The 14488-nt window shown below is 45.0% G+C and carries 10 protein-coding genes; 4 read left to right on the forward strand and 6 right to left on the reverse strand.

The features are described 5' to 3' along the window. Positions 1-101 precede the first annotated feature (101 nt). The 3 genes from FTU90_RS07035 to FTU90_RS07045 all read left to right on the forward strand — a co-directional run bounded on the left by FTU90_RS07035 (position 102) and on the right by FTU90_RS07045 (position 2957). On the forward strand, positions 102-806 hold the full coding sequence (locus tag FTU90_RS07035; protein WP_074382978.1) for a CoA transferase subunit A: 705 nt from the start codon (positions 102-104) through the stop codon (positions 804-806). Between the two features lie 2 nt (positions 807-808). Next, complete coding sequence (locus FTU90_RS07040) at positions 809-1447, forward strand: CoA transferase subunit B (protein WP_005096536.1); 639 nt, start codon at positions 809-811, stop codon at positions 1445-1447. 97 nt (positions 1448-1544) lie between these two features. Further along, positions 1545-2957: a short-chain fatty acid transporter gene (locus FTU90_RS07045; RefSeq protein WP_005096535.1), complete on the forward strand. Its 1413-nt coding sequence runs from the start codon at positions 1545-1547 to the stop codon at positions 2955-2957. A 55-nt stretch (positions 2958-3012) separates the two neighbouring features. Here FTU90_RS07045 and FTU90_RS07050 read toward each other — a convergent pair whose 3' ends face one another. The 4 genes from FTU90_RS07050 to FTU90_RS07065 all read right to left on the reverse strand — a co-directional run bounded on the left by FTU90_RS07050 (position 3013) and on the right by FTU90_RS07065 (position 7516). Then, positions 3013-4497, reverse strand: a complete 1485-nt coding sequence (locus FTU90_RS07050) for an OmpA family protein (protein WP_180072102.1) — start codon at positions 4495-4497, stop codon at positions 3013-3015. A 192-nt stretch (positions 4498-4689) separates the two neighbouring features. After that, the gene (locus tag FTU90_RS07055; RefSeq protein ID WP_159137939.1) at positions 4690-5925 is read right to left on the reverse strand and encodes a dihydroorotase; all 1236 of its coding nucleotides are present in this window, start codon (positions 5923-5925) and stop codon (positions 4690-4692) included. Positions 5926-5935: 10 nt separating this feature from the next. Then, the gene (locus tag FTU90_RS07060; protein WP_100355094.1) at positions 5936-6952 is read right to left on the reverse strand and encodes an aspartate carbamoyltransferase catalytic subunit; all 1017 of its coding nucleotides are present in this window, start codon (positions 6950-6952) and stop codon (positions 5936-5938) included. A gap of 219 nt (positions 6953-7171) precedes the next feature. Then, the gene (locus tag FTU90_RS07065) at positions 7172-7516 is read right to left on the reverse strand and encodes a hypothetical protein (protein WP_180072103.1); all 345 of its coding nucleotides are present in this window, start codon (positions 7514-7516) and stop codon (positions 7172-7174) included. A gap of 232 nt (positions 7517-7748) precedes the next feature. Here FTU90_RS07065 and rlmKL point away from each other — a divergent pair, with 232 nt between their 5' ends. After that, complete coding sequence (gene rlmKL / locus FTU90_RS07070; protein WP_005096529.1) at positions 7749-9953, forward strand: bifunctional 23S rRNA (guanine(2069)-N(7))-methyltransferase RlmK/23S rRNA (guanine(2445)-N(2))-methyltransferase RlmL; 2205 nt, start codon at positions 7749-7751, stop codon at positions 9951-9953. A 90-nt stretch (positions 9954-10043) separates the two neighbouring features. On the opposite strand, the gene FTU90_RS07075 is transcribed toward rlmKL, so the two are convergent. Both FTU90_RS07075 and clpB read right to left on the reverse strand, forming a co-directional pair. Next, on the reverse strand, positions 10044-11327 hold the full coding sequence (locus FTU90_RS07075) for a DUF945 family protein (RefSeq protein ID WP_005096528.1): 1284 nt from the start codon (positions 11325-11327) through the stop codon (positions 10044-10046). A gap of 228 nt (positions 11328-11555) precedes the next feature. Then, on the reverse strand, positions 11556-14135 hold the full coding sequence (clpB, locus tag FTU90_RS07080; protein WP_180072104.1) for an ATP-dependent chaperone ClpB: 2580 nt from the start codon (positions 14133-14135) through the stop codon (positions 11556-11558). Positions 14136-14488: the final 353 nt, after the last annotated feature.

Raw genomic sequence — 14488 nt, forward strand, 5'->3', positions numbered from 1 at the left:
CAATAGCAATACCCGGACACGATACAAGTCCTCAAGGATATACATCAGTAGTTTCCTGACCAAAAAGGAATCTGCAAGACAAGAATAAATCGAGGTAAAAAATGTCAAATAAAGTTTATGACAGTGCAGAGGCCGCTTTAGACGGCGTGGTTCAGAATGGACATACACTGGCAGTCGGAGGTTTTGGTTTATGCGGTATTCCGGAAGCATTGATTGCCGCATTGAAACAGACCGGTGCCAAAAATCTGACCTGTATTTCCAACAATGCCGGAGTCGATGGTTTTGGTTTGGGCGTTTTACTGGAAACCAAACAGATTCAAAAAATGATTTCATCTTATGTTGGTGAGAATAAAGAATTCGAACGTCAATACCTGAGTGGCGAACTGGAAGTCGAACTGACCCCACAAGGCACCTTGGCGGAGAAATTACGTGCTGGCGGTGCCGGTATTCCGGCTTTTTATACCGCCACCGGTGTCGGAACCGTGATTGCTGAAGGCAAGGATGTACGTGAGTTTAATGGCAAGTCTTATATTCTGGAAGAATCCTTGACTGCCGATATCGCCTTGGTCAAAGCCTATAAGGCCGATAAAGCAGGTAATCTGATTTTCCGTAAAACTGCACAAAACTTTAATCCGGTCTGCGCTATGGCTGGCAAAATCACCGTGGCTGAAGTAGAAGAAATTGTCGAGATTGGTGCGCTGGATCCCGATGACATTCATCTGCCCGGTATTTATGTGAATCGAATTGTCTTAAATACCCAACCGGAAAAACGTATTGAACAGATGACCTTAAAGGCGGAGGCTTGATCATGGCTTGGACACGTAATCAAATGGCGCAGCGCGCTGCACAAGAGCTGGAAGATGGTTTCTACGTTAACCTGGGGATTGGTTTACCAACGCTGGTTGCTAACTACATTCCAGAAAATATCAACGTCTGGCTGCAATCGGAAAATGGCTTGCTCGGTATTGGCGAATTTCCAACGGCTGAAACCGTCGATGCCGACCTGATTAATGCTGGTAAACAGACCGTGACTGCCCGTAAGGGCGCTTCTTTCTTTTCCAGTGCCGATTCCTTTGCCATGATCCGTGGCGGTCATGTCAATATCGCCATTTTAGGTGCCATGGAAGTGTCCGAAACTGGCGATCTGGCCAACTGGATGATTCCGGGCAAAAAAGTCAAAGGTATGGGCGGTGCCATGGATCTGGTCGCAGGGGTACAAAAAGTCGTGGTGTTGATGGAACACTGCGCCAAAGATGGCACGCCTAAAATTGTTGCGCAATGCAGTCTGCCCCTTACCGGACAGGCTGTGGTCAACCGGATCATTACCGATTTAGGTGTGCTGGATGTCACTCCAGATGGTATTCAACTTGTTGAGCTGGCACCAGAGGTCAGTTTTGAGGAGATTCAGAAAGTCACGGGTGTGGCTTTACAAAAAATAGCAGCTTGATTTTCCCGGCCCTTAAAATGAAAAATTTTAAGGGTTTCTTTTCGACCAAAGAAAACTCTAATTTTAAAAATGAATGCAGAATAAATGAATTTTAATCATGCAAACAGAACAAAATATCTTACAACGCTTCGCCCTGCGCGTCAGTGACTGGTCAGAAAAATGGTTTCCCGATTCTTATATTTTTGCCCTGCTCGGTGTCATCATTGTCGCAATTGCCGCTATCGGAATTGGCGCGCCGGCACAGGACGTTGCCATTTCCTTTGGTGACGGGTTCTGGAGCCTGATTCCCTTTACCTTGCAGATGTGCATGCTGATCGTGGTCGGTTATGTGGTTTCGGTTTCAAAACCAATGCAGCTTCTGATCCGAAAAATGGCATGTCTGCCCCATTCAGGGCGTGGTGCGATTGTATTGGTCGCGACAGTCAGCCTGCTCATTTCCCTGATTAACTGGGCCATGAGCACAGTTCTAACTGCATTACTCGTGATTGCACTGGCACAACGTAAAGAACTTAATATGGATTACCGCGCTGCAGCCGCAGCAGCGATTATCGGGATGGGAGCCACCTGGGCACTCGGCATCAGTTCCTCTGCTGCACAATTACAGGCCAATAAAAGCAGCCTGCCTGAACCGATTTACAATCTGACCGGTGTCATTCCATTTACCGAAACGATTTTCCTGCCGCAATCCATGATCATGACGGCGGTTCTAATTATTGCCTCGATTGCCATTGCCTACTGGTCAGCGCCGAAAGGCAGTCATATTAAAACCATTGAACATTTTCCGGTTCAGATTGAAGAAGGAAAACCGGAAGAATCTTCATCAAAACGTCCGGGCGACTGGCTGGAAAACTCACCTATTTTAAGTATTCTGATTGTGGTGCTAGGTGCTGTATGGATGTTTAACGAATTTTCCGAAAGCAATCCTATTCTGGCCATCTCCAGTTTAAATACCTATAACTTTATCTTCCTGATTTTGGGTGTCGCACTACATGGCACACCACGGAATTTTCTCAATGCCGTTTCCAAGGCTGTGCCAGCAATTTCGGGTGTGCTGATCCAGTTTCCTTTATATGGCAGCATTGCCTTTATGATGACCAATGCGCTGAATTCTGCCGATCTGTCCCTATCACACTATATTGCCGAATTTTTCGTTTCGATTGCTTCACAGGAAACCTTTGCTATCGTGATGGGTCTCTATTCGGCAATCCTGGGTTTCTTCATTCCTTCCGGTGGAGGTAAATGGATTATTGAAGCCCCTTATGTAATGCAGGCTGCGCATGATCTGAAAGTTCATCTGGGCTGGTCAGTGCAGATTTATAATGCTGCCGAAGCCTTGCCTAATCTGATCAATCCTTTCTTTATGTTGCCGATGCTGGGCATCCTGAAGTTAAAGGCCAAAGATGTGATCGGTTTTACCGTGACCCAACTGGTTTTTCATATCCCGCTGGTGCTGTTTTTACTCTGGTTCCTCGGCCGAACTTTGACCTATAGTCCACCGGTCTTTTCTTAATTTAAGCTATATAAAAAGGACGAATCATTCGTCCTTTTTCATCTGGAAAATTATTTCAGCTGGCTTTCTTTTCTACAACACCCTCGCTATCCACTGCGCGTATAGTACCTGTTTCAGTATTAACCACTTCAAAAGCTACGCGGCGGTTCTGAAACTGTCCGGCAGGTGTCGCATTCGGTTCAACAGGCTGGCCCTCTCCCACGCCTACAGCTTGCAATTGCGCAGGATCAACCCCCTTTTCAATCAGATAACCCACAATTGCTTGCGCGCGTTGCACAGACAGCACTTTATTCTCGGCCTCACTTCCTTGCGCATCGGTATGTCCTTTGACCTTGAGAATAACATGCGGTGCACGCTGCAATAATGCAGCAGCCTGATCCAATAGCGATTTATTCACTTCCGGTACGGCAGTCGATGCAGTATCAAAATTAATAATCTGCAAATTCAGTGCAGTCGCAACATCTAAGGCCTGAACATGATCAGTTTCGATACTCGCCAATGCTTGTTCTGCATCGCTATTGGCAGCCTGAATCGCCTCACTCCTATTGACCGGCTGTTGAGTCACAACAGTGACATTTTTGGCCAGATTACGAATTTGTGTTGCCAGACGTTCTGCTTCTGCATTACTCGCTGCACGTATAGCAACCTGATTACCAATCCAGTCTAGTGAGACATTTGGCATGCCTTGAATCAGTTTCAAAACGGAAGGAATGCTATCCTGATCAATAAATTCCGAATGATAAACCTCACTGCTGAGCGCGCCACAACCAATATTATAATTAAAGATCTGTTTAATCTCGGTTTGCAAAATTTGCATATACTGGGGATTATTCAGCTGTAACTGACAACTGATAATTTCACCATTAGTGCCGGTACTCAACTGTAAAGAAGCGGGTTGGACTGCGGCAATTTCACGGGTCGTTTGGGGGTTTGCCGAATCCTCAGCATCATCCTGCATACAGCTACGAACAAAAAACAGGATTAAAGCTGCCAGAATCAGAAAAATAATAAACGGCCATAAAAAACCGGTTTTTTTCTGCTGCTGTACCACAACAGCATGTTCTGGTTCTAGTTCAGGCGCCTGATTCAAATGCTGCCCCGCCAATGGAGAAACACCTAATGCCGCTAAAATCGATCCGGCCCAAACAGGTAATGCACGCTGGATCGAGTCGGCGTGGGTTTCCAGCAAATGACTAATCGCTTCTGGACTTGAAGCACCGGCTTCGGTCTGTAAAAAATTGAGGGTCGGTACAATGGCCCGATTCAGGGTCTGCTCTATTTGATCTTGTGGCGCGCTCTGATCAAGTTGATCCAGAAACTGCTGCTTGAGTGCCGAATTTCCATTAAACAGTTCATGGATTTTTGGATTGAGTTGCTGGCTTAAACTTTCAATCCATGCAGGACGTGCACGCAATATACTTAAGAATATGGGATAGAACTGACTCAGTGCCTGATCTTTGGCAAATAGATGTTCGGTTTCACCTTGTAGCACAATCGCTGTAACATCGCTTTTTAAGCGTTCCATCAGATCTACATTCATATTGTCACCATTCTTTTGATTTTTCTAATGTTTAATATTCAATCAGTGTAACGATGCCAGTTTTTTGAAAATGTAAATAATTGTATGAATATCATAAAGTTTCACTGTTTTTGTTGAGTACTCATTTTACTGACACAGAATTCAAAAAACAAAAAAGCCAGCCGAAGCTGACTTTTATAAAAGCTGGATCTATTAAGCGAGGAACGTTTTTAAAACTTTAGCTCGCACTTTTTGATTGATCAGCGGGGTATTTTTACCTTGAGACACGATGCTTTCTTTGTTCAGCGTCCATTCTAGCTCTGGATCTACCAGCACCCAACCCGCCTCTTTTGTCCAGCGATCTGCCATTTGTGCAACACGTGCCGGAGCCAAAGTCACTTTTTCTACCCATTCCAGTGGTGTAAACAAACCTTCATTGACCAGTTGAATCCCAAAAGGTACATAAGTATCAAAAGCGCTAAAGCCAGGCTGGGTTTCAGCAAATGGCGCCATTTTCGCAGAGCTGCTCAGCGGTTCATGATGGGTACAAATCGCATCAATCACCCCAGATTTTACTCCTTGGCGTAGCAATTCTTTGTCTTGTTCAGCACGCAATGGCGGACGTACATGTGCCAGCGAATTAAAACCGTCAATTAAGGCATCGGTCAGATGTAATTGGTGCATGGCCACATCACAGGTGACAGGCAAGCCTTTTTCTTTGGCAATCCGGATTAGCTCTACTGACGCACCACAAGATAATAAACCGAAATGCGCACGAACTTTGGTCACTTCAATCATTAACAGGTATTTGGCAATTGCCACGGTTTCAGCAAGTGCTGGAATCATCGGCAAGCCCTGACGTGAGGCAATAAAGCCTTCATGCACACAGCCATCTTTGGCAATTTGCGGCTCTTCTGCATAGAACACCACAGTCAGATCTAAACCTGCAGCATATTCCAGGGTACGTAATACCACGTCATCATTGGCAAAAGGCGCACTGGCATTGGACACCGCAGTACATCCGCCTTTTTTCAAGCTGGCCATATTGGCAGGTTGCTGGCCTTGCAAGCCTTGGGTTTGAGCACCAATCACTTCAAGATAGATACCACCGTCCAGCATGGCTTTTTCAACCAGACCATGAATCAGTGCGCCATTGTCCTGCACGATCGGCTTTGAATCTGGTGGCGTAAACACGTGCAAAATCCCATTTTCACGTGCTGCTTTACCTTCAGATTTTAAGGTGCCATGTTGCTGCTGACCCGGTTCACGTAAACGTGCACACAGATCGACCATGGTGGGCATCAACCATTTGCCCTGACCATCAATGGTTTCAGAGACAGCAGCCGTTTCCGCAACGAACTTACCATTTTCCAGATACACGGTCTGAACAGAATCAGTGTTTTGGATTGGATCGAGCACACGAACATTTTCAATTTTTACAATAGTCATGACTTATTCCTTAACCCGCAATCGCTGCAATCAAACCCTGTTCCTGAAGCTGGCCCTGCATTGACAAAGCCAACACCGCCATACGTACCGCAATACCATTGGTCACCTGATTCAGAATCACCGACTGCGGTCCATCGGCAATACTGGAGTCAATCTCCACCCCACGGTTCATTGGACCCGGATGCATCACGATACAATCCGGTTTGGCCATCGCTAAACGTTCTTTGTTCAGGCCATACATCTTGTAGAATTCAGCTTGCGATGCCAGTGCCGGAGAATCAATCCGCTCATTTTGAATACGCAGGGTAATGATCACGTCGCAATCTTTGATGCCATCTTCCATGTTATTAAATAGACGAACACCATCACCATATTCTTCAAAACCGTATGGCAGCAAGGTATTTGGTGCAATCACCCGAATATCTTCGCAGCCTAAGGTTTGCAAGGCAGCTACATCTGAACGCGCGACACGTGAATGTTTGATATCACCAATAATGGCAATCGACATCTCTTCAAATTTTTTATGGGTTTCCCGGCGAATGGTGAGCATGTCCAGCATCGCCTGGGTTGGATGGGCATGACGGCCATCACCGGCATTAATAATCGCCACCGTCGGACAGACATCTTTGGCAATAAAATGCGCCGCACCTGAAGATGAATGACGCACCACGAAAATATCGGCGGCCATCGCTTCAAGGTTCCATAAGGTGTCACGCAGGGTTTCACCTTTAGAGGTACTCGAACGGGCAATATCGATATTCAGAACGTTGGCAGAAAGGCGCTTGGCAGCGGCTTCAAAAGTAGTGCGGGTACGGGTAGAGTTCTCAAAAAACAGGTTCATCACCGTTTTGCCTTCCAGCAAATTATTGGTAATGAGCTGATTTTGGTCATTAAAAAAGGACTGCGCAGTGTCCAATATTTTTGTCAGGGTTTCTTTGGAAAGACCTTCGATGGTCAAGAAGTGTTTTAGATTACCTTCTTTATTGAGTTGAATCTGGCTCGGTGTATGCAATGCCGCCAAGTGCATGAGAGATTCCTTATGCGTTAAGTCAACATATTATACAGAGATTGGCCAGTCTGAGTAGTTGGCAATGTGACTACTTGTACAAAAACCACCTCGATAATAAAAATAGAAATTGAAATTCCTATGTATTTTTTCAATAAGATAATTTAACCATTTTCCATCCTGCTGACTTTCAGTACAAAATTATGGGTGCTTCAGTCTGGCACATTCACACCCATCGTTTTATCGCAGCGCACCGATATAATGATGTGCAACCTGTGCACGGTAAATATCGTCCTGATCGGGTTCAACCGAGACCAATTTCTCCTGCTGTGGCAGATGTGCAGATTTTTCAAACTGTTGCTGCCGAACCACAGGCAGATCCCAAACCTGTTTTAAACGCTCGATTAAACGCTGCAACTCTGGATCTTGGGTCTGTTCTACCAGCTCAATCACATGCCGCGCATAGTCCAGATTTTCTGCCAGATAAAGCGCATCCACGACCCGGCCTGACACACGTCTCAAACGTGTATAAATTAAAGTGGCCACTGAAAAAGCGTCATGGTTGCGTAACTGATTGTCCAACATTTTAACCCCCATTATAAAATTGAAAAATCAGGCAGCCATCGCTCTCCTCCGACTGACTGCCTGATTTGCTGTGTATAGAGCAAAATGCGTACCAGTTCATCAATTTATCATGTGAATATTATTTTTCACTCGTACACGGCAAGGCCTTTCAGAGAATTTAAAAAGCTTTCAATATAAAAATACGGTAAACTTGGCGCAGTTTTTTATTTATCTTTTTTGGTCTCTCTATTATATGAATACCTCTCCACGTTTAAGCAATTATTGGGTCACCTGTGCCGATGGTCTGGAAACCTTATTAGAAGAAGAACTACAAGGCTTAGGTGTTCAGAATATTGAGCGTTTTCCCGGTCGTTTAATCTTTAAAGGCAGTCTGGAAAATGCTTATCGGATTTGTATGTGGTCACGTCTGGCTTCACGTGTGCTCATGCCAATTCATACCCATGAAATTGAATTTTCTCACGATGCCCGTGATGTGGCAGAAGAGCTATATGAAGGTGCAATCAGCTTTGACTGGTCGCTCATTTTTGCACCACAAAGTACCTTTGCGATTCGCTTGCATGTCGAGCGTGACATCAAGGTCAATACCCAGTTCGCAACTTTGCGTGCCAAAGATGGTGTCGTAGATTCCTTCATGGAAGCTGTGGGTAAACGCCCAAGTATCGATACCAAACAGCCAGAAATTACCATGTATATTCTGGCTGGGAAGAAAGAACATACCTATTGTCTGGACTTGTCCGGCGACTCATTACATAAACGTGGTTATCGCCACTTTATGACCGATGCACCAATCAAGGAAAATCTGGCTGCTGCAATTTTGCAAAAAGGTCAGCTTAAACAGATTAATCCGGACATCATTGTCGATCCAATGTGTGGTTCAGGTACCTTTATCATTGAATCACTGATGATCCTGACCGACCGTGCGCCGGGTCTGGTGCGTCGTTTCGGTTTTAATGGCTGGAATGGCCATGACCATGAACTCTGGATGGGCATTAAAGCTGAAGCAGCTGAACGCCACCAAGCGGCAATGGAAAATCCATTACCGCAATTCTATGCCTTCGATGCAGACTGGGAAGCTGTAAAAGCGACACGTCAAAATATCATCGCGGCAGGTTTTGAAGCTGCTCTCGACAATATCATGATCGAAGAGCGTACTTTAAATGACTGGCCGGATTTTCAGGCTGAAGGCAAGAAAGTCTTCTTCGTAACCAACCCGCCTTATGGTGAGCGTCTCGGTGATAAAGCGCAGAACCGTTCTTTATATCTTGGTTTATCGGCTTTACTGCAAAAGAATTTCCCGAATCAAAAAGCGGCGGTGATTGCCTCTCAAGTCGAACAGGCTGACGTGCTGGCCTTTAATGATCCGCAAATCCTGCGTTTGATGAATGGTAAATTGCCGATCTATATCCGCTTTGGTACGGTTAAACCTGCGGCTGTGGTGCGTCCGTTTCTGGAAGGTTGGCAGCCGCAACAATTCGAACCAATCGAAGGTGCGATGGAGTTTGCCAACCGTCTGACCAAAAATATGCAAGCCCTGAAAAAATGGGCAGTCAAAGAAGGCGTACACTGTTTACGTCTGTATGATGCCGATTTACCAGACTTTAATGTCGCGGTGGATCTGTATGGTGAGCGCCTGCATGTGCAAGAATATGCTCCACCTAAAACGATTGACCCTGAAAAAGCCAAGAAACGCTTTAACCTGGCACTGCAAGCCATTCGCGCTGTGACCGGTCTGGGCCGTGATGCGATCTTTATCAAGACCCGCGCACGTCAGGAAGGTAAAAACCAGTACACCAAACAAAGTACCGCATCGAAGCGTTTTATCGTACAGGAAGGTAAGGCCAAGATTCTGGTTAACCTGACCGATTATCTGGATACCGGTCTGTTCCTGGATCATCGTCAAATGCGTTTGCGTATTGCCCGTGAGGCCAAAGGCAAACACTTCCTGAACCTCTACAGCTATACCTCTACGGCGAGCCTACATGCTGCCTTGGGTGGTGCTGCAAGTACCACCAGTGTCGATCTTTCCAATACCTATTTGAACTGGTCGAAGGAAAACTTCGTGCTGAACGGTTTAACCGTAGATCACGCCGATGAACAACATCAGTTCTTTGCATCTGACTGTTTTGAATGGCTCAAAGAAGGTCATGAGCAATATGAGCTGATCTTTATTGATCCACCCACTTTCTCAAACTCGAAAAAATTCTACGGGACGTTTGACGTACAGCGCGACCATCTATCCTTGCTTAAACGCGCCATGAACCGTTTAACCAGCGATGGTACCCTGTACTTCTCGAACAACTATCGTGGTTTCGAGATGGATGAAGAAATTCTGGCGTTCTATGATGTCGAAGAAATTACTCAAGAAACCATTGGGCCTGATTTCAAGCGTAACCAGAAGATTCACCGTGCCTGGAAAATCGGCCATCCTAAAGTGTAATCACTGGTATTAGATTGTGATAAAACAAAAGCCTGTTCAGTTGAACAGGCTTTTTCTTCTTAGATTCGCTGTTAAAAAGCGACTTACAACTTATTGTGCAGTTAAGAACTTCTTTTCACCATACAGATAATGCATGGATAGTTTAAACACATCACCATCTCGCTGAATTTGCTGATTAGCTTGCATCGCACTCAGCATTTGCTCCAGCTCTTGATCGGACATATTTTTACCTGCGGCACGCATATAATGATGAGTGAAGGTTTTTACTACCTGTTTATTGAAACTGATATCGGTTTGCACTTCTAACAGATTTGGGAACATTTTTGCCAAGCTTTCCAAGGTGGTTTGATGGCCTGGCATTACTTTTCCGACTAAATCTGCCTGAATACTGCCTGTGCCTAACTTTAACTGATTCTGCTTCGATTCAAACTTGAAGCCATCATTAATCACCGCCAACATGGCTTGTATCGCATCTTTTTCAAAATTTCCTGCTTCCAGACAAGAGTTATTTTGCTTTTGCAGAATATCAAATAATATCTGCATTTTTTGACGCTGTAAGTCTTTGAGCTCCCAATTGAGTTCTAAATCTTGCATCGCAGGGACATTATTTAAGCCCATTTCGGCAATTTTAAATTTTGATTGAACATCTACTGTACGCTCATGCAGTTGGGTATCCATACGCCAGCTCAGGTCTTTCAGTTGTCCTGAGCCTTCTGCCTTAGCATCCTGGCGCTGCATTTTGACAATATTGAACTCGAAATAACCCGGTTCTAAATACTGCGCATTCAGAGCCTGATTGGTTTTAAAATGCACACCCTTGAGTTGTGTATTTCCAGACTGATCACGAATAGACAATTCTGGCACATCAAAACTCATATTTAAAATTTTATGTTGTCCCTGACTCTGTTTTGCCTGAAACTTGATCTGTATAGGGTCAATTCTGGTATATAAACCTGCTTCTTTTTTTTCGATGACAGGGGTTTGTAATTGTGTGGTCGATACACCCAACCAGTTGACTTGCGTCGTCACTTTTAAAGGTTGCTGAAAAAATTCAGCATATGCGCCCTGTCCTTGTGCTAAATCGAGTTGAGAATGAATGGTATAGCCTTTCCAGGTACGCTGAATTTGGTCTTGACCATTAAATACTAATTTTTCTTTGGCATTACACGCGTCTGGCACAATGCTCATGCTCCACTTGGCCGTGCCTTGTAGAGCCCCCATAGCGTAGTCAGTATATTGCACACTAATGTTCGGCGCTGGTTTTAAATTTTGTTGATAATGCGCTTTCAAGCTCTTATCTGCATATAAATTACCCGTGCTCACAGCCCCCGCCAACACCACGACACCAATTCCACCCCATACTATTTTCGACATAGTTTTTGCTCAGAATTTATCTATTTTTATTGAACATAAATTATAGTTAATCTTAAAAAATAAAGATAATTGTTTTGCAAATAAATCACTTAAACATAATATTCATCACAAAATATTAAAAATAGCTGTCACTTTTAAGCAATTTTTTTACTGATATGACCTGAATTGTCAGCCATCAAAAAACCTAGCCGAAGCTAGGTTTTCTGAAAATTAAAAGGACAGGCAATATTAGCTAACTTTCATTTTCTCGAAGATTAAATCACCCGCTTCGGCCTGGACCAGAATCGTATCACCCGGCTGGAATTCCCCTGCAAGGATTTTTTGAGCCAGGCCATTTTCAATACGTTGCTGGATCGCACGTTTTAACGGACGCGCACCATACAGCGGATCGAAACCGGCATCAATTAACTGATCGAAAGCACTGTCATCTACCGACAGACGCATATCACGCTCTGCCAGGCGCTGACGCAAGCGATTCAACTGGATATCGGCAATACCGCGAATCTGGTCTTTTTCCAGCGCATGGAAGACCACCAGTTCATCAATACGGTTAATAAACTCCGGACGGAAATGTTCCGAGACCGCATTCATCACTACTGTACGAACTTCATCACGTGTTGCATTAACGCCCAGTTCACGCACATCCTGCGAACCCAGGTTCGACGTCATAACGATCACGCTGTTTTTAAAGTCCACTACCCGGCCTTGCGAGTCAGTTAAACGACCATCATCCAGCACCTGTAGCAAGATGTTAAACACATCCGGATGCGCTTTTTCGACTTCATCGAACAAGATCACGCTATAGGGTTTACGACGTACCGCTTCCGTCAGCACCCCGCCTTCTTCATAACCCACATAGCCCGGAGGCGCACCGACCAAACGGCTCACCGAATGTTTTTCCATGAATTCAGACATATCAATACGAATCATGGCATCGTCACTATCAAACAAGAAGTTGGCTAATGCTTTGGTCAATTCTGTTTTACCCACACCCGTTGGACCCAGGAACAGGAACGAGCCACTTGGACGGTTCGGGTCTGACAGACCTGCACGTGAACGGCGTACCGCATTCGATACTGCCACCACGGCTTCTTCTTGCCCCACCACACGGTTATGCAGGAACTCTTCCATATGCAGCAGTTTGTCACGTTCACCTTGCAACATTTTCGCCACAGGAATACCGGTGGCCGCACTGACCACCTCGGCAATTTCATTGTCGGTGACTTTGTCACGCAGCAGTTTCGGTGCTTCACTTTCTTCAGCTGCTTCAATACGTTCCAGCTGTTTTTGTAACTCTGGAATGACGCCATATTGATACCGTGCTGCTTCAGCCAGATCACCTTCACGTTGCACCTTGTCCAGTGCAATACGGGCCTGATCCAGTTTGACTTGAATGTCTTTATTACCAGCAACCAAGGCTTTGTCGGCACGCCAGATTTCTTCTAGGTCCTGATACTCTTTTTCAACCGTGGCGATCTGGTCAGACAGATATTGAATCTCAGCTTTGGCACCTGAGTCTTCATCTTTTTTCACCGCTTCCAGCTGCATTTTTAACTGAATCAGACGGCGCTCCAGTTTATCCAAAGCTTCTGGTTTGGAATCGAGTTCCATTTTAATGCGTGATGCTGCTTCATCAATCAGGTCGATGGCTTTATCCGGCAACTGGCGATCGGTGATATAACGATGTGACATTTTCGCTGCAGCAATAATCGCAGAGTCCAGAATCTGTACCCCGTGATGCGTTGCATAGCGGTCTTTCAGACCACGCAGAATCGCAATGGTGTCTTCCACACTCGGTTCATCCACCAAGACTTTCTGGAAACGACGCTCGAGCGCTGCATCTTTTTCAATATACTGACGATATTCATCCAGCGTAGTCGCACCGACACAGCGCAGCTCGCCACGTGCCAGCGCCGGTTTCAGCATGTTACCGGCGTCCATCGCACCATCACCCTTACCGGCACCCACCAAGGTATGCAGCTCATCGATGAATAAGATGATTTCGCCTTCGTGTTTGGCAATATCTTTCAGAACGGCTTTTAAGCGTTCTTCAAACTCACCACGGTATTTGGCACCGGCCAGTAAAGATCCCAGGTCCAGCGATAAAACACGTTTACCTTTCAGTCCTTCAGGTACTTCACCATTAATAATCCGCTGTGCCAGACCTTCGACGATTGCCGTTTTACCCACACCCGGCTCACCAATCAGTACCGGGTTATTTTTGGTGCGGCGTGACAGAACCTGAATGGTACGGCGGATTTCATCATCACGGCCAATCACAGGATCAAGCTTACCTGCCAAAGCACGTTCAGTTAAATCAATGGTGTACTTATTCAGTGAATCACGCTGATCTTCATGATTATTGCTCATGACTTTTTCATCGCCTCGAAATTGATTAATGATCTGGCCTAAGGTTTCTGCCTTTAGGCCAACACTGTTTAATAAGGTTTTTGTGTTACCTGTTTCTGCCAGCGCCAACAGTACCCAATCTGTAGATAGAAACTCATCTCCGGCTTTTTGCGCGAAGCTGTCTGCCAAATGTAATACTTTTGCCGCTTCAGGGCTGAGATTGATATCCGCGGAGGGATTGCTCAGGGTTGCTGCATTACTTAGGGCCGTTTGCAGCTTGGTTTGCAATTCACGCAGATTGGCGCCGGCCTGCTGCAGCAAGCTGACATTGGATGCTTCATCCATCAAGGTGGCCAGAATATGAATCCCATCAATCGAGCTATGGTCTTTAGTCATGGCCAATGATTGTGCATCGGAAAGGGTTTGCTGCAGGCGATTGGTAAATTTCTCAAAACGCATTTTTGTTATTCCTCACAACAAATTTTCTACTTGATGGATATATGGGTGCGATTAATCAGATTTCAAATTATTTTTGTATATTTTTCAAAAACTTATTATCAAAAAATATACAGATTTCAATTATAATATTGGTGTAGTCAAATCATATTTCAAGTAAGCGAAAGAGAATTTTTAATGAGACCCCAAGACTAGCGCTAACTCATCATCTTGATTAAGCTATTTAGTTGTATCGGGATAATTTAAAACAAAATTGGCTTACATATGCTGTCCTAACCCTTCTACCAAATGAAGAAATTCAGAGAGTTTCTGTTCAGTTTGAATCAATACTCGAGGTGATTAATGGCCTTATCACT

Origin of the sequence: Acinetobacter sp. YH12200 (assembly GCF_013418175.1) — a bacterium.
Lineage (GTDB): Bacteria > Pseudomonadota > Gammaproteobacteria > Pseudomonadales > Moraxellaceae > Acinetobacter > Acinetobacter pseudolwoffii.